The organism is Mesorhizobium sp. WSM3866, assembly GCF_002294795.1.
Taxonomy (GTDB): Bacteria; Pseudomonadota; Alphaproteobacteria; order Rhizobiales; family Rhizobiaceae; genus Mesorhizobium.
In genome coordinates this window covers 291,226-308,247 of sequence record NZ_NSGC01000004.1, presented here as the reverse complement: position 1 = coordinate 308,247, position 17,022 = coordinate 291,226, and the positions used below count along the sequence as shown (strand labels likewise).

Sequence of the window (17,022 nt, the reverse complement as noted above, 5' to 3'; positions counted from 1 at the left end):
CCTATTGAACGAGCAACAGCGCGCCGTCCTGCACTTCGTATTTCTGCAGCCGCTGCAGGAAGCTCATGCCGATCAGGTTGGTTTGCAGCGCTCGATCGTCGAGCACCACCGCCTGGACGTTGTCGAGGGAAATCTTGCCGATCTGCAGCCGGTCGACGGTGACCACGGCGGCCTTGATGGCGCCGTTCGCCGTGTTCACCTGTTGAGTGAAATCCGACTGGTTGAGCGAGATGCCGATCCGGCGCGCCGTCGATATGTTGATCGCGACTAGCGTCGCGCCGGTGTCGATCATGCCGTCTATCTGACGGCCGTTGAACTTGAAGGCGGAAGTGAAATGGCCGCGCTGGTCGGCATTGACCAGCACCTGGCGGCCGAGCGGCATCGGCGTCGCCGGCCTGGCTGGAACCGAAGCGAGATTGACGTCCGGCTGAGCCTCAGGCGGCGCCGGCTTCGAAGCAAACGCCGATCTCAGCAGGGTTTCCACCATCTGCGGGTTCGACTGATAGACGATCGGAATCGATGCCGAGCTTCCGACAAAGACGCCAAGGAGAAGAAGCTTGCGCAGCATGGATCGACCTTCGTGAAGGTTCGATCCTTAAGCCGACATGGTGTTTTCGGCTTTAACGCGCGCCGGAACCACGGCGTTTCGTAAACGACCGGTTAAGAAAAGATCTCACTTGGTTCCGTACATGCGGTCGCCGGCGTCGCCGAGGCCAGGCATGATGTAACCCTTGTCGTTCAACTGGCGGTCGATCGAAGCGGTGAAGATCGGGACATCCGGATGCGCCTTGGTGAAGCGCTCGATGCCTTCGGGCGCCGCAAGCAGGCAAAGGAAGCGGATGTTGGTGGCGCCGCGCCCCTTCAGCTTGTCGATCGCCGCGATCGCGGAATTGGCGGTCGCAAGCATCGGATCGACCACGATCACCAGACGGTCGGCAAGGTCGCTCGGCGCCTTGAAGAAATATTCGATCGCCTCGAGCGTCTCATGGTCGCGGTAAAGGCCTATATGGGCGACGCGCGCCGCCGGCACCAGATCGAGCAGGCCTTCGAGCAGGCCATTGCCGGCCCGCAGCACGGAGGCGAAAACCAGCTTCTTGCCCTCCAGCGTCGGCGCTTCCATCTCCTCGATCGGGGTCTCGATCGTGGTGGTCGTCAGTTCGAGGTTGCGGGTCACCTCGTAGCCGAGAAGCAGGGAGATTTCGCGCAGCAGCCGCCGGAAGCCTGCCGTCGAGGTCTCCTTCTTGCGCATGATGGTCAGCTTGTGCTGGACAAGGGGGTGGTCGACGACGGTGACGCCCTGCATGGTCTTCTCCAGTGAATGGTGAGTAGTGAATAGTGAATAGTGAGCCGGTTTGCGAGTCCTGATGGGCCGATGATTGGTTGACACGCTGAAGCCGCCGGCAAACGTTCACCATTCACCATTCACCATTCACCATTCACCATTCACCATTCACCATTCACCATTCACCATTGACCATTCACCGGCCTTTGGGGTCGAGCCGGCTCATCAGCATCGCCTTGGTCTTCCGGTCGACGAAGGCCGCCTCGATGGCCGTCCTGGTGACGGCGATAAGCGCCTTGTCGTCCATCGCGAAATGCTCGGCGGCGATGTCGTATTCGCGCTTCAGCGAGGTCCAGAAATAGGGCGGGTCGTCGGAATTGAGCGTCACCTTGCAGCCGGCCGCGCGCAACGCCGGAAAAGGATGCGTGGCGAAACTATCGAACACCTTGAGCGCGATGTTGGAGCCGGGGCAGCATTCCAGCACCACGCCCTCGGCGGCTATGCGGCGAACGAGGTCCGGGTTCTCGATGGCGCGCACGCCATGGCCGATCCGCGACGGGCGGATATGGTCGAGCGCTGCCGCCACGCTTTCCCAGCCCATCAATTCTCCGGCGTGGATGGTGATGCCGAGGCCGGCCTCGCGCGCGATCTCGAACGCACGGACGTAGTCCTCGAAATCGCCGATGCGCTCGTCGCCGGCGACGCCGAAGCCGGTGACCAGCGGATGGCCGCAGCGCGCCGCAAAGCGCGCCGCCTGCTCGATCGCCTCGACGCCGACGTGGCGTACGCCGGTGACGATCATGCGCCCCTCGATGCCGGTCCTCGCCTTGGCGCGGGCCATGCCTTCGCCCAGCGCGTCCGTATAGGCCTTGGGCGAAAGCCCGGCCCTTTTCGCGTGATCCGGCGAGGTGAAGACCTCGGAATAGATGGCGCCGTCGCGGGCGAGGCTGGTGAGATAATGATCGGTCAGACGGGCGTAATCCTCCTCGGTGCGGAACAGGTCGGAAGCAAAATCATAGGCGGCGAGGAAAGACGTGAAATCGTGCCAGACGAAAGAGCCGTTCTGGATGTAGGGCGAAGGGTCCTTGCCGTATTTGCGGGCCTGGCTGACGACGAGGTCGGGCGCCGCTGCCCCTTCGATGTGGCAGTGCAATTCGGCTTTCAAGATCATGCGGCCATCCCGTGCGGTATTCTTCTGTCGTGGCGCCGATTCCGGGTGGAAAATCGTGGCAAACTCTTCCCCGACCCGTTCTGAAAGCGCGGCCGAAAACCGCGCCTTGGACAATAGCGCCCGCCCCATCGATCGGCTATGGTCCCGCCGGTTTTATGGCGGATCGAAATAATGTCAGTTGAGAGAACCACGGCCGCGGGCGGCATGGAAACCTCCTATGGTTTCAGGAAGGTTGGCGCGGGCGACAAGCAGTCGCTCGTCAATGACGTCTTTCACAAGGTGGCCAATCGATACGACCTGATGAACGATCTGATGTCGGGTGGGTTGCACCGGCTGTGGAAGGACGCGATGGTCGCGTGGCTCAACCCCCCGAAACGGCCGGGCTGGAAGGTGCTCGACGTCGCCGGCGGCACCGGCGACATCGCCTTTCGCATCATCGAGGCAAGCCAGCGCCATGCGCATGCCACGGTGCTCGACATCAACGGCTCGATGCTCGACGTCGGCCGCGACAGGGCCGAAAAGAAAGGCCTCTCGGAAAACACCGATTTCGTCGAGGCCAATGCCGAAGCGCTGCCGTTCGAGGACGGCACGTTCGATGCGTATACGATCGCGTTCGGCATCCGCAACGTGCCGCGCATCGATGTGGCGCTGAGCGAAGCTTTTCGTGTGCTGAAGCGCGGCGGGCGCTTCCTATGCCTGGAGTTTTCCGAGGTCGACATGCCGCTGCTCGACAAGGCCTACGAGGCTTGGTCGTTCAACGCCATCCCCAAAATCGGCAGGGCGGTGACCGGCGACGACGAGCCCTATTCCTATCTGGTCGAATCGATCCGCAAGTTCCCCAACCAGCAGAACTTCGCCGCGATGATTGGTCGGGCCGGCTTCGATCGGGTTACTTTCCGCAACTATTCGGGGGGCATCGCGGCGCTCCATTCGGGCTGGAAGCTTTGAGGCAGGGCGTCCGATGACCAGCGTTGGCGCCGGCTTCCGGCTCGCCAGGGCCGGCTGGGTGCTGGTCCGCGAGGGCGTCGTCGCGGCGCTGCCCGGCGAAGAGCTTTCCGGTATGCCGAAGCTCGGCTGGCGGCTGGCGCGCGTGCTCACTCGCCGCCGCGCCCGAAGCCATCTGCGCGGCGACCGGCTGGCGCAGGCGGTGGTGCGGCTGGGGCCATCCTATGTGAAGCTCGGCCAGTTCCTCGCCACGCGGCCCGACGTCGTCGGCAACGACATGGCGGTCGACCTTGCGCTGCTGCAGGACAAGATGCACACCTTTCCGAGGGCGGAAGCGGTCGCGGCGATCGAAGCCTCGCTCGGGCGCAGGATCGAGGATCTCTACGCAACCTTCGGCGAGCCGGTCGCGGCGGCATCGATCGCCCAGGTGCACGGCGCCGAAGTCGTTCGCGACGGAAAGGCTTCACGGGTCGCGGTGAAGGTCATCCGCCCCGGCGTGCGCCATCGCTTCTTCCAGGATCTCGAGAGCTACTTCCTCGCCGCCCGCCTGCAGGAGAAGTACATCCCCTCCTCGCGGCGCCTGCGGCCGATCGAGGTGACCCAGACGCTGGCGCAGACCACCAAGGTCGAGATGGACATGCGGCTCGAAGCGGCCGCGTTTTCCGAGCTCGCTGAGAACACCAAGGATGATCCGGGCTTCCGCGTGCCGGCGGTCGATTGGGAGCGGACCGGCCGCGACGTGATCACCATGGAGTGGATCGACGGCGTCAAGATGAACGATCTGACCGGCCTTGCCGCCGCCGGACACGACCTCAAGGCGATCGCAGCCAATCTCGTCCAGTCCTTCCTCAGGCACACGCTGCGCGACGGCTTCTTCCATGCCGACATGCATCCGGGCAACCTGTTCGTCGAACCGGACGGCACCATCGTTGCCGTCGATCTCGGCATCGCCGGCAGGCTCGGCAAGAAGGAGCGGCGTTTTCTGGCCGAGATCCTCTACGGCTTCATCGTGCGCGACTACCGGCGCGTCGCCGAGGTGCATTTCGAGGCCGGCTATGTGCCGCGCCAGCACAATGTCTCGGCCTTCGCGCAGGCGATCCGCGCCATCGGCGAGCCGATCCACGGCCAGTCGGCCGACACGATCTCGATGGCCAAGCTTCTGACGCTGCTGTTCGAGGTCACCGACCTCTTCGACATGGCGACGCGGACCGAGCTGGTGCTTTTGCAAAAGACCATGGTGGTGGTCGAAGGCGTCGCCCGCACGCTCGATCCGGCGTTCAACATGTGGAAGACTTCGGAGCCGGTGGTCAGCGACTGGATCGCGGGCAATCTCGGCCCGCGCGGCGTGCTCTCGGACGCGCGGGACGCCGGCAAGGCCTTGATCTCGCTGGCGAGGCAGGCGCCGGACATTGCGGTTCGCACCGAGCGGCTGTCGCGTGAGATCGACCTGATGGCGGAGCACGGCCTGCGCTTCGACGAGGCGACCGCGCGCGCGATCGGCAAGGCGGAGGCGCGCCACACCCGCTCCGGCCGCGTGGCGCTGTGGACCATTGCGCTGACGCTGATTTACATCGCGTGGCGGATTTTCTGACCGCCCGCCGCCTTGCTGCGTTTTGATTGCATTGCTATCATTGCCGGCGCTAGTTTGAGGCGGGTGCAATCAGATGGCCAGCATCACGATCCGCAACCTTGACGATGGAGTTAAGGACCTGCTGCGCCAATTGGCTGCCGAAAATGGCTGCTCGATGGAGGAGCAGGCCCGGGCGATGATCAGGGCGGCGGTTGAGGGCCGGGCAGGGCAGGCCGACCGCATCGACCAGATCGAGAAGACGCTGCGTGCGCTGACCGGCCCCGGCCAGCAAGCACCGCCTATCGCCGACATGCCCGGCAGGCCATCAGTTCGCGGAACGCTCTCCGGCAAGCGCGTCCTTCTCGTCATCGGCGGCGGCATCGCCGCCTATAAATCGCTCGATTTGATCCGGCGCCTGCGCGAGCGCGGCGCTTCTGTCCGGGTGGTAATGACATCAGCCGCGCAGGAATTCGTCACCACGCTGTCCGTCGGCGCGCTTTCGGCCGACCATGTTTTCACCGAACTCTTCGACCGCAATGACGAGCACGATGTCGGCCACATAAGGCTGTCGCGCGAGGCCGATCTGCTGGTCGTGGCGCCGGCCACCGCCGACCTGATGGCGAAGCTCGCCAACGGCCATGCCAATGATCTTGCCTCGACGGTGCTGCTTGCGACCGACAAGAAAGTGCTGATGGCGCCGGCGATGAATCCGAAGATGTGGTCGCATCCGGCAACGCGGCGCAACCGGGCGACCCTGCAGAAGGATGGCATCGCCTTTGTCGGGCCGGCCAAGGGCGAGATGGCGGAAAGCAACGAGGCGGGCGAAGGCCGCATGGCCGAGCCGCTGGAAATCGTGGCCGCGATCGAGGCGATGCTCGGCGAGAAGCCGAAGCCGCTTGCGGGCCGCAAGATCATCGTCACCTCGGGGCCGACGCATGAGCCGATCGATCCGGTGCGCTACATCGCCAACCGTTCGTCCGGCAAGCAGGGCCATGCTATCGCGGCGGCACTGGCGAAGCTCGGCGCCGATGTCCGGCTCGTGTCCGGTCCGGTCAACATCGCCGATCCGGCCGGGGTGAAGACCACTCATGTGGAAACAGCGGCCGAGATGAAGGAAGCGGTCGAGAGCCTTTTGCCGGCGGACGCGGCTGTTTTCGTCGCGGCCGTCGCCGACTGGCGCACCGCGAATGCCGCCGGTGAAAAGATCAAGAAGGTGGCGGGGAAGGGCCCGCCGTCGCTCAAGATGGTCGAGAATCCCGACATCCTCGCGGGCGTCGGCCATCATGCGCAGAGGCCCGGTCTTGTCGTCGGCTTTGCCGCCGAGACGCAGGACCTCATCGGCAACGCCGAGGCCAAGCTCAGGAAGAAGGGCGCCGATCTCATCGTCGCGAACGACGTCTCGCATGGCAGCGGCATCGGCCCTTCCGGCGTTATGGGCGGCGATCGCAACAAGGTGCGCATCGTCTCGCGCACGGGCGTCGAGGAGTGGCCGGAGATGGGCAAGGACGAGGTGGCGACACGGCTCGCCGCATCGATTGCCGAGCGGCTGAAAACGACAGTGGTTTAGCTGGCCGCTGCCTGCGGTCGCATTGGCGGCAGCGCGATCCGCAGCGCGGCGATGCAGCCAAGGATCCCAAGCGGCACGAAGGCGAGGAAGAGCCAGCCGGCCACGCCTGCAGCCGCGTCACGATTGAGGCCTTGCGAGAAGCCGCTGGCGTTGGCGACGATGCCGGCAAGGGCCGCGCCCACCGCGTAGCCGATCCGCTGCATGGTCGGCACGGCGGCGGAAGCGATCGTCTGCTCGCCGTCGCGGGCCGAAGCGACGATGACGCGCGTCAAGAACGGCCAGCAGACGCCGAAGCCGCCGCCCTGCAGCAGAGCGCAGAGCAGGATCAGCGGGATCGAACCTGCGGGGATGGCGTAGGCGAAACTGGCAAGACCGGAGGCGATCATCAGCGCGCCGACGACGATGATCAGTCTTTCGCGTTCCAGCGGCGCATTGGCGATGAGGATCGACAGGATCGACCAGGCGATGGATTCGGCGGCGATGATATAGCCGGTGGTCAGGATCGGAATGCCGTGCAGCGTGGTGAGCAGCAGCGGCCCGTAAATGGTGAACGTGCAGGTCGCTACCGAGAAGGCCGCAACCATCGTCATGCCTGAGCCAAGCGGCGAGCGCCATGAGAACAAAGGTGCCGGAAACAGGCGCGAGCGCGGCCTGCGGGCATCGATGCGGAAGAAAAGCGCCAGGCCGATCAGCCCGACGGCCAGCAGCAGCGACGAGCGCAGCAGGGCGATGTCGATGCCGGCGGCAGCGATCAGCACGACGGCGATGGCGAGACAGGCAAGCGCCGGATAGGGAAAGGGCGGCGCCGTGCCGCTGCCCGCCTGCGGCCTCGTCGCCTCCGGCGTGTCCAGCACGATAAAGCTCGCCAGCGCCATCGCCGCGCCGCCGAAAGTGAAGACGCCAAAGGCCCAGCGCCACGACAGGAACTCGGTCATAACAGCGCCGAGCATCGGTCCGCTGAAGGCGGCGACGCCCCAGATCGCCGACATGATGCCGAAGAGCTGCGGCCAGATGTTGCGCGGAAAGAGACGCTCGACCGAAACGAAGGCGAGCGACACCAGCGCGCCGCCGCCAAGTCCCTCGACCAGCCGCCCGGCGAGGAAGAACGGCATGGAGGGTGCCGTCGCGCAGATCAGCGCGCCTGCTGCGTAGAGCAGGGCGGCGATCATCATGTTGGAGCGCAGCGCGACATAGCTCACCAGCCGCCCGGCGGCCGCACCCGCGACGATGGCGCCGAGCTCATAGATCGCCAGCGACCAGCCAACCAGCTGCACGCCGGCCAGCTCGCCGACCATGGCCGGCATCACCGTCGCCACCATAGTCTCATTGGTGGCATGCAGCAGGATGCCGAGACTGACAAAGCAGAAACGCGCCAGGTCGCCGCTTGCCCACAGTGCTCGCCAGTCCACCTTGTTGCCGGCCACCTTGCCGCCGCCTGCTGCCGTCACGTCGATCTCCCGCTTGTTTTCCGCAACCTCATCCGCATTGCGAACGAAGCGCCAGATCCAGTTCGGCAGGGCTTGTAGAACCTCAAGCGCAGTTGAGCTCAAGAGCATTTTCGGCGATATCGGCGAGCAGCGCGCTAAAAATTCGGCCCGGGAACGAGCGTCCCGGGCCGTATCGGTGCTAATTGATTTGAAATTTCACTTATAGGAGTGGACGAGGTCCAGCGAAGCCACGGCAACAGCGAGGTTGACGCCGGTCTGTGCCTGGACACTCAGCGGCTCGAGCATGAAGGCGCCGTCCAGGCCACCGACCAAAAGATTGGCGCCGCCGCCGGTCACGACGCTCGCCTCCGCGTTGACGCCGTAATAGCTGCCGGCGAGATCGCCCGAGTCATGGTGGCGGGTGGCGGCGAGAACTGCCCAGACAAGCTGACCTTGATGCGTCCGGCCGATATCGACGCCCAGCTTGGAGATCATGCCCGTATAGAGCTCGGCCGGGCCGTGATGATAGGGGCGGAAGACGCAGGACACGCCCTTGTTGGAGGTGATGACGTAACCGGTGCCCCCGTCGATGGTGCAATCGAGCGTGCCGAGCCGGAGTGTGCCGGCGCTGACCGGAGAAGCGAGGACCGTGGCGGCAAGCGCGGCGGCGGCACAGGCAAGTGTCTTGATCATCGGAAATGTCCTTTCGCAACAAACGGCCCCGGTTAAACGGTCGAGGTGCGAGGAGCGTTCCGCCCAAAACTTGGCGCGAGCATGGCGAGCCAACGCATCGCCGTTGGCGGCTGACGGCCACATCGGCGTGTCAGCGCCGCAATAGACCCATCGCGGGCGACCGGACCCGCGGGCGGCCTTAGCTTCCGATCAGCTGGCGCCGGCCGAGGTGCGCGACAGGCCGTCCTTGGCGGGTTGGTAATTCGGGTCGAGGTGGACAGCCTCGCGGTAGGACTTGGCCGCCCTTTCCTTGTCGCCGCGTCGCTCGTAGATCAGCGCCTGGTTGGCCCAGGCCTCGGCGTTCTTGCCGTCGAGCTTGATGGCCATGTTGAAGTCGGCGAAGGCGTTGTCCTCGTCATTCATGGCCAGATAGGACAGGCCGCGGCCGTTGTAGGGCTCGGCTGCGTCCGGCGCCAGCGAGATGGCGGTCGAGAAATCCTCGATGGCGAACTTGTGCTGGCCCTGGCTCTGATAGATCAGGCCGCGATTGTGGTAGGCGCGGGCGTCGGTCGTGTCGAGTTGGATCGCCTTCTGGAAATCGTTGAAGGCGTCGTTGACGCGGCCGGCCTTGCGATAGAGATTGCCGCGGCCGATATAGGCGGCGTCGTAGTTGGCGTTGATTTGGATCGAGCGGTTATAGTCGGCAAGCGCTGCTTGCTGGTTGCCGAGGAAACGCTGGATGAGCGCCCGGTTCGAATAGGCCTGATAGAAGTTCGGATTGAGCTGGATGGCGGTGTCGAAATCCTTGAGCGCCGCCTGGTACTGGCCGCCGCGGCCATAGGCCGAGCCGCGCACATTGTAACCCTCGGGATCCTGAGGATTGCGCTGGATGACAGCCGACAGCGAGGAGATGTTCTCGGTCGAGCCTTGCGCCTTGTCGATATTGTTGAACTCCCCGGTCGGGGCCGTCTGGCATGCTGCAAGGGTCAGGCCCGAAAGCAGGGCCGCCGTCAGGGCGAAGCCGCGAAAAGCGGTTCTGCGCTCCACGGTAATTGCGTTCATCTCAGTCCTCACTGGCGCCGCGCCGTCAGGTCCGTTCCCTCTCCGAACCGGCTCGAACGCATAAACAAAAAGGTGGCGGCGATTCCGCATCGCGCCACCCTCGGTATCCTTCGAAAAGGACGAAAAATTGACGGTATCAGCGCGGCGAACGCGATGCGCCGGCAGCACCAGCCGGAGCCGGGCGCGGGGTCATCGGCAGCAGGCCTTCGCGCTGGGCGCGCTTGCGGGCCAGCTTGCGGGCGCGGCGGACGGCTTCCGCCTTCTCGCGGGCACGCTTCTCGGACGGCTTTTCGTAGTGACCGCGCATCTTCATTTCGCGGAAAATACCTTCGCGCTGCATCTTCTTCTTCAGCGCGCGAAGCGCCTGATCAACGTTGTTGTCGCGGACGAGTACCTGCACGTGCAATCCTGTCTTCGGGTTTGAAATCTCAGGCAAGCAGCCCATAGCCGCATGCCTCCGCAGTGACCTGCACCGCGAATTGTGCCGGCTGATAGCAGAATCAGGCCGTGCTGTCCACCGTTGATTGCAGGAAACCGCGATCGGAAGTCCGAGCGCCGTGCCTTGCCGGTCTGAGCCTTAGGCGGTCGCCAGATGCAGACGGGCGAAATCCTCAAAGAATTCGCCATAGTCGCAAGTGATTTCCTCGCCGGCCGCGATATCCCGGGTCGCTGTGGCGCCACCGTATTGGGAGAAATCCGTGTTCGGCCGCTCGGAATGGTTCATGAAGCGGCCATTGTCGACCTCATATACCATGAAACCCGGCTTGTCCGGGCTCGGATAGGCGTAGCGGTCGAGCAATTCCTTGAGATGCGGCGGCGCCTTCTCGTATTTCTCCATCGGGATCAGCCGGTCGAAATCGGGATCGAGCCGCCAGATGGAGGCGCCTTTCCTGACCGGCTCGGCGGCGAAAACACCGACGCCTTCGATAGCGCTCTGAGCGACATAGGTTCTGATCAGCAGCATCGTTCCGGTCCGTTTTCGACGGGAAACCAAATCGTCAAAACGGACCGGAATGCAAGGCCCCGTCGCGCTATTTCAGCGGATGAGCATGGCTGCCGACGTCACGTCCGATTGATCGAGACGCCACCATCGGCAAACAGCGCCGCGCCGGTGGTGAAGCTTGAGGTGTCCGAGGCAAGGTAGAGCGCTGAGCGGGCGATCTCCTCGGGCCGGGCCACACGCTTCAAGGCATGCAGGTTTTCGACGAATGTTCGCGACTCCGGCGTCTTGAACGTCGCTGCGGGCGTGTCGGTGCCGCCGGGCAGCAGCGCGTTGACGCGCAGCCCTTTCGGGCCGTATTCGGCGGCCAGCACCTGCGTCAGCCCGATCAGCCCCGCCTTGGCGGCGGCATAGGCGGCCATGCCCGGCATGCCGGCGGTATAGCCGACGAAGCTCGAGGTGAAGATCAGCGAGCCGCCCCCGCGCTCCAGCATCGCCGGGATCTGGTGCCTGGCGGCGAGGAAGGCGCTGGTCAAATTGGTGTCGATCGTGTCGTGCCAAGTCGCCGGCGCCATCTCCGGTACCGGCGCCATCAAGCCGACGGCGCCCGCATTGTTGAAGGCAATGTCGAGGCCGCCGAACCTTTCGACCGCAAGCTCGACCAGAGCTCTGGCATAGGCTTCGTCCCGGACATCGCCGGCGAGTGCAATTGCGGTTCCACCGGCCGTCTCGATTTCGCCGACGAGCGCATCGAGCTCGGCCCGGCGGCGCGCCGCGACGACGACACTGGCGCCCTGCTCGGCGAACAGACTGGCCGTAGCGCGGCCGATGCCGGAGCTGGCGCCGGTGACGATGGCGACCTTTTCGGTGAGTGCGAACATTTCTCATCCTTTCTCTATGCCGGTCCAGCCGGTGGTGGGATGCTTGGTCGCAAATCGGCATTTCGGCAGCCACCCGAAAGCTGACTTGCCGATCGGAATGCAAGTTGTCGGGCATGCGCCGCGCAGCCGCGGCGCAAAACGGCAAGCGCCGTCGCAAACAGCGCAAGGGTGACTGCACGCTTTCGCTAGTGATACAACCACGCGCGCCGGGGAATGCCCGGCCGAGATCCGCGATTTTTGGCGCGAGGCTGAACGTGAAGAAATACTCCGTATTCGCCATTGCCCGCGAGGCGATGCGCGGCCACAAGGGCTGGGAAGAGCAATGGACCTCACCCGAGCCGAAGAAGGAATATGACGTCATCATCGTCGGCGCCGGCGGCCACGGCCTGGCCACCGCCTATTATCTGGCGACCGAGCACGGCATCACCAATGTCGCGGTGCTGGAAAAGGGCTGGCTCGGGGGCGGCAACACCGGCCGCAACACCACCATCATCCGCTCCAACTATCTCTATGACGAAAGCGCCGGCATCTACGACCATGCGCTGAAATTGTGGGACGGACTGAGCCAGGAGCTCAACTACAACGTCATGTATTCGGCGCGCGGCGTCATGATGCTCGCGCACAATGTGCATGACGTCCAGGTGTTCAAGCGCCACATCCATGCCAACCGCCTCAACGGCATCGACAATGAGTGGCTGACGCCGGAACAGGCGAAGGAGTTCTGTCCGCCGCTCAACATTTCCAAGGAGGCGCGCTATCCGGTCATGGGTGCCGCGCTGCAGCGCCGCGGCGGCACGGCGCGCCACGATGCGGTCGCCTGGGGTTATGCGCGCGGCGCCTCGGCGCGCGGCGTGCACATCATCCAGAACTGCGAGGTCACCGGCGTCAAGCGTGCGGCCAACGGCGCGGTCACCGGCGTCGAGACGACGCGCGGCTTCATCGGCGCCAAGAAGGTCGGCGTCGTCGCTGCCGGCCATTCGTCGGTCATCATGGATATGGCCGGCGTGCGCATGCCGTTGGAGAGTTATCCGTTGCAGGCGCTGGTCTCGGAGCCGGTCAAGCCGGTGGTGCCATGCGTCATCATGTCGAACACGGTGCACGCCTATATCTCGCAGTCGGACAAGGGCGAGCTGGTCATCGGCGCCGGCACCGACCAGTATATCTCCTATTCGCAAACCGGCGGCCTGCACATCCTGCAGCACACGCTCGACGCCATCTGCGAAATGTTCCCGATCTTCACCCGCATGAAGATGCTGCGCTCCTGGGGCGGCATCGTCGACGTGACCCCCGATCGCTCGCCGATACTGGCTAAGACGCCGGTCAAGGGCCTCTATGTCAATTGCGGCTGGGGCACGGGGGGCTTCAAGGCGACGCCAGGTTCGGGCAACGTCTTTGCCCACACCATCGCCAGGGACGACCCGCACCCTATCAACGCGCCCTTCACGCTCGAGCGCTTCCGCACCGGTCGTCTCATCGACGAAGCGGCGGCGGCGGCGGTGGCGCATTGATGATGGCCGAGATGGCCTGCCAGAAGCTTTGCGATCAACCGGCCGGCGCCCGCGTCGGCCATGGCGAATTGTAGGATCAACCTAGATGCTTCTCATCCGCTGTCCCTATTGCGAGGAAGAGCGCCCGGAACTCGAGTTCCGCAATGCCGGCGAGGCGCATATCGCGCGCCCGACCAACATTGCCGCCGAAAGCGAAGACGATTTCGAGAAATTCTTCTTCATCCGCTCGAACCCGAAAGGCGTCATCTATGAGCGCTGGCGGCATATCCATGGCTGCGCCCGCTTCTTCAACGCCGTGCGCGACACCGTCACCGACAAGTTCGTCATGACCTACAAGGCCGGCGAGCCGAAGCCCGCGAAGCTGCCTGGAGCCTCGAAATGAACGCGTCGTTCCGCATCTCCGGCGCCGGGCGCCTCAGCCAGGCCAAGACAGCCTCGTTCAGCTTCGACGGCAAGTCCTATCTCGGCATCGAAGGCGACACGCTGGCCTCGGCCTTGCTCGCCAACGGCGTCCATCTGGTCGGCCGATCCTTCAAATACCATAGGCCGCGCGGCTTCCTGTCGGCCGGCGCGGAAGAGCCCAACGCGCTGGTGCAGATCGTGCGCGACGACGCGCGCAAGACGCCGAATGTGCGCGCGACCGTGCAGGAGCTCTATGACGGGCTGACCGCCCATTCGCAGAACCGCTGGCCCTCGCTCGCCTTCGATGTCGGCGCGGTCAACGACATTGCCTCGCCGATGTTCTCGGCCGGCTTCTACTACAAGACCTTCATGTGGCCGAAGTCGGCCTGGTTGAACTTCTATGAGCCGAAGATCCGCGCGACGGCCGGCCTTGGCGTTTCCCCCGACCGGCCGGATCCCGACCATTATGCGGCGCGCTACGCGCATTGCGACGTGCTGGTGCTGGGCGGCGGTGCGGCCGGCATCACTGCGGCGCTTGCCGCAGCCGAAACCGGCGTGCGGGTGATCCTCGCCGACGAGCAGGCCGAATTCGGCGGCAGCCTGCGCTTCGAGAGCGGCGCCAGGATCGATGGCGAGGACGGCTTTGCCTGGGCACAAGCCGCGATCGCCAAACTCAAGGCGATGGACAATGTCCGAGTGCTGTCGCGCACGACAGCTTTCGGGTACTACGCGCAGAACTTCGTCGGCCTGGTCGAGCGGGTCAGCGACCATCTCAAGAGCCCCGGCCGGGAGCTGGCGCGCGAGCGCCTGTGGCAGGTTCGCGCCAAACGGGTCGTGCTCGCGACCGGCGCCATCGAGCGGCACATGGTGTTCGCCAACAACGACCGGCCGGGCGTCATGCTGGCATCGGCGGCGCGCACCTACCTCAACCACTATGGCGTGGCGGTCGGTAGGAATGTCGGCGTCTATACGGCAAACGACTCGGCCTACGCGGCCGCGATCGACCTGAGGAAGGCCGGCGTCAATGTCGCTGCCATCGTCGACCTGCGCGACAACCCGTCGGGGGCGGTGATCGACGAAGCGAGGAGCCTCGGCATCGAGATCAATTTCGGTCGCGCTGTGGTTAGCGCCGGCGGCAAGCTGCGCGTATCGTCGATGACGGTGCAGCCGAAGAACGGCGGCGGCGAGCGCAGGATCGCGGTCGACGCCATCCTGATGTCCGCCGGCTGGACGCCGTCGGTGCATCTGTTCTCGCAGTCGCGCGGCAAAGTCGCCTTCAACGAGGAGGCGCGACGCTTCGTGCCGGGGACCTATGCGCAGGACTGCGTCTCGGTCGGCGCCTGCAACGGCACGGACGGTTTGGAGGCAACGGTCGACGAGGCCTATGCGGCAGGCGCCCAGGCGGCAAGGGACGCCGGCGGCAAGGATTCCAGCGGCAAGATGGGCAAGGGCGCCAAGCCAAAGGTCGATGCCAGTGAAAGCTGGTCACGCGGCATGCTTGGCGCTGCGCCCGGCGCCGGGCCGGGCACCACGGTCAAGGCCTTCGTCGATTTTCAGAACGATGTCACCGCCAAGGACATTCGCCAGGCGGTGCATGAGGGCATGCACTCGATCGAGCACGTCAAGCGCTTCACCACCAACGGCATGGCGACCGACCAGGGTAAGACGTCGAACATGCACGGCCTGGCGATCGCCGCCGAGACGCTCGGCAAGCCGATCCCGCAGGTCGGTCTCACCACGTTCCGCGCGCCCTATACCCCGGTCACCTTCGGCTCGATCGTCGGCCATGCGCGTGGCGCGCTGTTCGACCCGACGCGCCGCACGGCGACGCATGGCTGGGCGGCCGCCCAAGGTGCCGTGTTCGAGGATGTCGGCCAGTGGAAGCGCGCCTGGTATTTCCCAAAAGCCGGCGAGGACATGCACGCCGCTGTCAACCGCGAATGCGTGACGGTGCGCAAAGCGGCCGGCCTGTTCGACGCCTCCACGCTCGGCAAGATCGAGGTGGTCGGGCCGGATGCGGCGAAGTTCATGGAGCTGCTCTACACCAACCCGTGGGAGAAGCTGGAGCCCGGCCGCTGCCGCTACGGCATCATGCTGCGCGAGGACGGCTTCATCTATGATGACGGCGTCGTCGGCAGGCTGGCGCCGGACCGCTTCCATGTGACGACGACCACCGGCGGCGCGCCGCGTGTCATGCATCACATGGAGGATTATCTCCAGACCGAGTTCCCGCATCTCAATGTCTGGCTGACCTCGATCACCGAGCAATGGGCGGTGATCGCCGTGCAGGGGCCGAGCGCGCGGAAGATCATCGAGCCTTTGGTCGAAGGCATCGACATGTCGGACGAGGCACTGCCGCATATGTCGGTGCGAGAAGGTAAGATCTGCGGCGTGCCGACGCGGCTGTTCCGCATGTCTTTCACCGGCGAGCGCGGCTTCGAGGTCAACGTGCCGGCCGACTATGGCGAAGCGGTGTGGGAAGCGCTGTGGGCCGAAGGCCAGAAGCATGGCGCGACCGCTTACGGCACCGAAACGATGCACGTGCTGCGCGCCGAAAAGGGCTACATCATCGTCGGCCAGGATACGGACGGCACGGTGACGCCGAACGATGCCGGTCTCGACTGGGCGGTCGGCAAGAAGAAGACCGACTTCGTCGGCATCCGCGGCATGATGCGCGCGGATCTCGTCGCCAAGGGCCGCAAGCAACTGGTCGGCCTGAAGGCCAAGGATCCGAAGGTCGTGTTGGAAGAAGGCGCGCAGATCGTCGAGGATCCGAAACAGGCGATCCCGATGAAGATGATCGGCCACGTCACCTCCAGCTACTGGTCGGAGAACTGCGGGCGCTCGATCGCGCTGGCGCTGGTCGCCGGCGGCCGTGATCGCATGGGCCAGACGCTCTATGTGCCGATGCCGAACGGCACGATCGAGGTGGAGGTCACCGGCATGGTGTTCGTCGACGAAAAGGGGGAGCGCCTCAATGGCTAAGGCTACCGCCAAGACAAAAGCCGCCGACGCTTCAGCTGCCGCCGAACGGCGTCCGGCACTTGCCGGGCGCGCGGTGTCGGCGCCGGGCGTCAAGGTCGAGATCTTACCGCCGGCCGAACGCATCTCGCTGCGCGCGCCCGAAGCTTCCGTCGCCGCGCTCTCCAAGGCGCTCGGCGTGACGCTGCCGTCGAAGCCGAAGACCTCAGCGGCGAAAGGCGGGCGCACCGCCTTATGGCTCGGGCCGGACGAATGGCTGGTCATCGACGATGCCGGCAACGATCCGCTGGCCGACTGCGCCAAGGTTTCGGCGCTGCACTCCGCGGTCGGCATCTCGCATCGCAATGTGGCGATCTCGGTTGCCGGGCCGGCGGCCGCGGTGACGGTCAGTTCCGGTTGCCCACAGGACCTGTCGCTCGAGGCCTTCCCAGTCGGGGCAGCATCGCGCACCATTCTCGGCAAGTCCGAGATCGTGCTGCTGCGTACCGCTGAAGACACGTTCCGGGTGGAATGCTGGCGTTCCTTCTCGGACTATGTATTTACTTTGCTGTCGGAAGCGGCGAGCGACGCGGCGAACTGATCCTGCGCCAACCGGTCCGAAGGGCCGGCCTCG

At 64.9% G+C, this 17,022-nt stretch carries 16 protein-coding genes; 7 read left to right on the top strand and 9 right to left on the bottom strand.

All coding sequences use genetic code 11. The annotated features are described in order from the left end of the window. Window position 1: 1 nt before the first annotated feature. The 3 genes from CK222_RS12005 to CK222_RS11995 all read right to left on the bottom strand — a co-directional run bounded on the left by CK222_RS12005 (window position 2) and on the right by CK222_RS11995 (window position 2,453). Entirely contained in the window at window positions 2–568 is a 567-nt protein-coding gene (locus CK222_RS12005; protein ID WP_095800516.1) for a TIGR02281 family clan AA aspartic protease, read from the bottom strand. A 105-nt stretch (window positions 569–673) separates the two neighbouring features. Beyond that, window positions 674–1,303: a uracil phosphoribosyltransferase gene (upp, locus tag CK222_RS12000; protein ID WP_067002624.1), complete on the bottom strand. Its 630-nt coding sequence runs from the start codon at window positions 1,301–1,303 to the stop codon at window positions 674–676. 175 nt (window positions 1,304–1,478) lie between these two features. Beyond that, window positions 1,479–2,453 (bottom strand): adenosine deaminase, encoded by a 975-nt coding sequence (locus CK222_RS11995; protein WP_095800650.1) that lies wholly within the window; start codon window positions 2,451–2,453, stop codon window positions 1,479–1,481. A gap of 171 nt (window positions 2,454–2,624) precedes the next feature. Here CK222_RS11995 and ubiE point away from each other — a divergent pair, with 171 nt between their 5' ends. From ubiE to coaBC, 3 genes are all read left to right on the top strand, one after another. Further along, window positions 2,625–3,401 carry a bifunctional demethylmenaquinone methyltransferase/2-methoxy-6-polyprenyl-1,4-benzoquinol methylase UbiE gene (ubiE, locus tag CK222_RS11990; RefSeq protein ID WP_095800515.1) on the top strand — a complete coding sequence of 259 codons (777 nt, stop codon included), beginning with the start codon at window positions 2,625–2,627 and terminating at the stop codon, window positions 3,399–3,401. A 13-nt stretch (window positions 3,402–3,414) separates the two neighbouring features. Then, on the top strand, window positions 3,415–4,989 hold the full coding sequence (ubiB, locus tag CK222_RS11985) for a 2-polyprenylphenol 6-hydroxylase (protein WP_095781082.1): 1,575 nt from the start codon (window positions 3,415–3,417) through the stop codon (window positions 4,987–4,989). A 73-nt stretch (window positions 4,990–5,062) separates the two neighbouring features. Further along, complete coding sequence (coaBC, locus tag CK222_RS11980) at window positions 5,063–6,535, top strand: bifunctional phosphopantothenoylcysteine decarboxylase/phosphopantothenate--cysteine ligase CoaBC (protein ID WP_206522069.1); 1,473 nt, start codon at window positions 5,063–5,065, stop codon at window positions 6,533–6,535. Here the strand turns inward: coaBC and CK222_RS11975 are convergent. From CK222_RS11975 to CK222_RS11950, 6 genes are all read right to left on the bottom strand, one after another. Beyond that, the gene (locus tag CK222_RS11975; RefSeq protein ID WP_245433013.1) at window positions 6,532–7,983 is read right to left on the bottom strand and encodes an MFS transporter; all 1,452 of its coding nucleotides are present in this window, start codon (window positions 7,981–7,983) and stop codon (window positions 6,532–6,534) included. The genes coaBC and CK222_RS11975 overlap by 4 nt on opposite strands. A 195-nt stretch (window positions 7,984–8,178) precedes the next feature. After that, complete coding sequence (locus tag CK222_RS11970) at window positions 8,179–8,655, bottom strand: DUF992 domain-containing protein (RefSeq protein WP_067325778.1); 477 nt, start codon at window positions 8,653–8,655, stop codon at window positions 8,179–8,181. A 189-nt stretch (window positions 8,656–8,844) separates the two neighbouring features. Further along, a complete protein-coding gene (locus tag CK222_RS11965) occupies window positions 8,845–9,696 on the bottom strand; it encodes a tetratricopeptide repeat protein (RefSeq protein WP_067002613.1) in 852 nt (283 codons plus the stop codon). Window positions 9,697–9,832: 136 nt separating this feature from the next. Then, window positions 9,833–10,096, bottom strand: coding sequence for a 30S ribosomal protein S21 (rpsU, locus tag CK222_RS11960; RefSeq protein ID WP_040969057.1), 264 nt, complete (start codon window positions 10,094–10,096; stop codon window positions 9,833–9,835). A 177-nt stretch (window positions 10,097–10,273) separates the two neighbouring features. Continuing rightward, window positions 10,274–10,660 carry an SET domain-containing protein-lysine N-methyltransferase gene (locus tag CK222_RS11955; RefSeq protein ID WP_095781084.1) on the bottom strand — a complete coding sequence of 129 codons (387 nt, stop codon included), beginning with the start codon at window positions 10,658–10,660 and terminating at the stop codon, window positions 10,274–10,276. 98 nt (window positions 10,661–10,758) lie between these two features. Continuing rightward, on the bottom strand, window positions 10,759–11,517 hold the full coding sequence (locus CK222_RS11950) for an SDR family oxidoreductase (RefSeq protein ID WP_095800513.1): 759 nt from the start codon (window positions 11,515–11,517) through the stop codon (window positions 10,759–10,761). 254 nt (window positions 11,518–11,771) lie between these two features. On the opposite strand from CK222_RS11950, the gene CK222_RS11945 reads away from it, so the two are divergent. The 4 genes from CK222_RS11945 (at window position 11,772) to CK222_RS11930 (ending at window position 16,989) form a co-directional block, all read left to right on the top strand. Further along, window positions 11,772–13,025 (top strand): sarcosine oxidase subunit beta, encoded by a 1,254-nt coding sequence (locus tag CK222_RS11945; protein ID WP_067002609.1) that lies wholly within the window; start codon window positions 11,772–11,774, stop codon window positions 13,023–13,025. An 85-nt stretch (window positions 13,026–13,110) separates the two neighbouring features. Beyond that, entirely contained in the window at window positions 13,111–13,407 is a 297-nt protein-coding gene (locus CK222_RS11940; RefSeq protein WP_067002607.1) for a sarcosine oxidase subunit delta, read from the top strand. Beyond that, window positions 13,404–16,412 carry a sarcosine oxidase subunit alpha gene (locus CK222_RS11935; protein ID WP_095800512.1) on the top strand — a complete coding sequence of 1,003 codons (3,009 nt, stop codon included), beginning with the start codon at window positions 13,404–13,406 and terminating at the stop codon, window positions 16,410–16,412. Before CK222_RS11940 ends, CK222_RS11935 begins: the two co-directional genes overlap by 4 nt. Then, complete coding sequence (locus CK222_RS11930; RefSeq protein WP_067325799.1) at window positions 16,405–16,989, top strand: sarcosine oxidase subunit gamma; 585 nt, start codon at window positions 16,405–16,407, stop codon at window positions 16,987–16,989. Before CK222_RS11935 ends, CK222_RS11930 begins: the two co-directional genes overlap by 8 nt. Window positions 16,990–17,022 lie beyond the last annotated feature (33 nt).

Excerpts from the sequence above, each read along its gene's own strand:
- CK222_RS11930 (WP_067325799.1), top strand. The coding sequence starts at position 16,405 with ATGGCTAAGGCTACCGCCAAGACAAAAGCCGCCGACGCTTCAGCTGCC.
- CK222_RS12005 (WP_095800516.1), bottom strand. The coding sequence starts at position 568 with ATGCTGCGCAAGCTTCTTCTCCTTGGCGTCTTTGTCGGAAGCTCGGCA.
- CK222_RS11955 (WP_095781084.1), bottom strand. The coding sequence starts at position 10,660 with ATGCTGCTGATCAGAACCTATGTCGCTCAGAGCGCTATCGAAGGCGTC.
- CK222_RS11940 (WP_067002607.1), top strand. The coding sequence starts at position 13,111 with ATGCTTCTCATCCGCTGTCCCTATTGCGAGGAAGAGCGCCCGGAACTC.
- CK222_RS11950 (WP_095800513.1), bottom strand. The coding sequence starts at position 11,517 with ATGTTCGCACTCACCGAAAAGGTCGCCATCGTCACCGGCGCCAGCTCC.
- coaBC (WP_206522069.1), top strand. The coding sequence starts at position 5,063 with ATGGCCAGCATCACGATCCGCAACCTTGACGATGGAGTTAAGGACCTG.
- CK222_RS11965 (WP_067002613.1), bottom strand. The coding sequence starts at position 9,696 with ATGAACGCAATTACCGTGGAGCGCAGAACCGCTTTTCGCGGCTTCGCC.
- ubiE (WP_095800515.1), top strand. The coding sequence starts at position 2,625 with ATGTCAGTTGAGAGAACCACGGCCGCGGGCGGCATGGAAACCTCCTAT.
- CK222_RS11935 (WP_095800512.1), top strand. The coding sequence starts at position 13,404 with ATGAACGCGTCGTTCCGCATCTCCGGCGCCGGGCGCCTCAGCCAGGCC.
- CK222_RS11995 (WP_095800650.1), bottom strand. The coding sequence starts at position 2,453 with ATGATCTTGAAAGCCGAATTGCACTGCCACATCGAAGGGGCAGCGGCG.
- upp (WP_067002624.1), bottom strand. The coding sequence starts at position 1,303 with ATGCAGGGCGTCACCGTCGTCGACCACCCCCTTGTCCAGCACAAGCTG.
- CK222_RS11970 (WP_067325778.1), bottom strand. The coding sequence starts at position 8,655 with ATGATCAAGACACTTGCCTGTGCCGCCGCCGCGCTTGCCGCCACGGTC.
- ubiB (WP_095781082.1), top strand. The coding sequence starts at position 3,415 with ATGACCAGCGTTGGCGCCGGCTTCCGGCTCGCCAGGGCCGGCTGGGTG.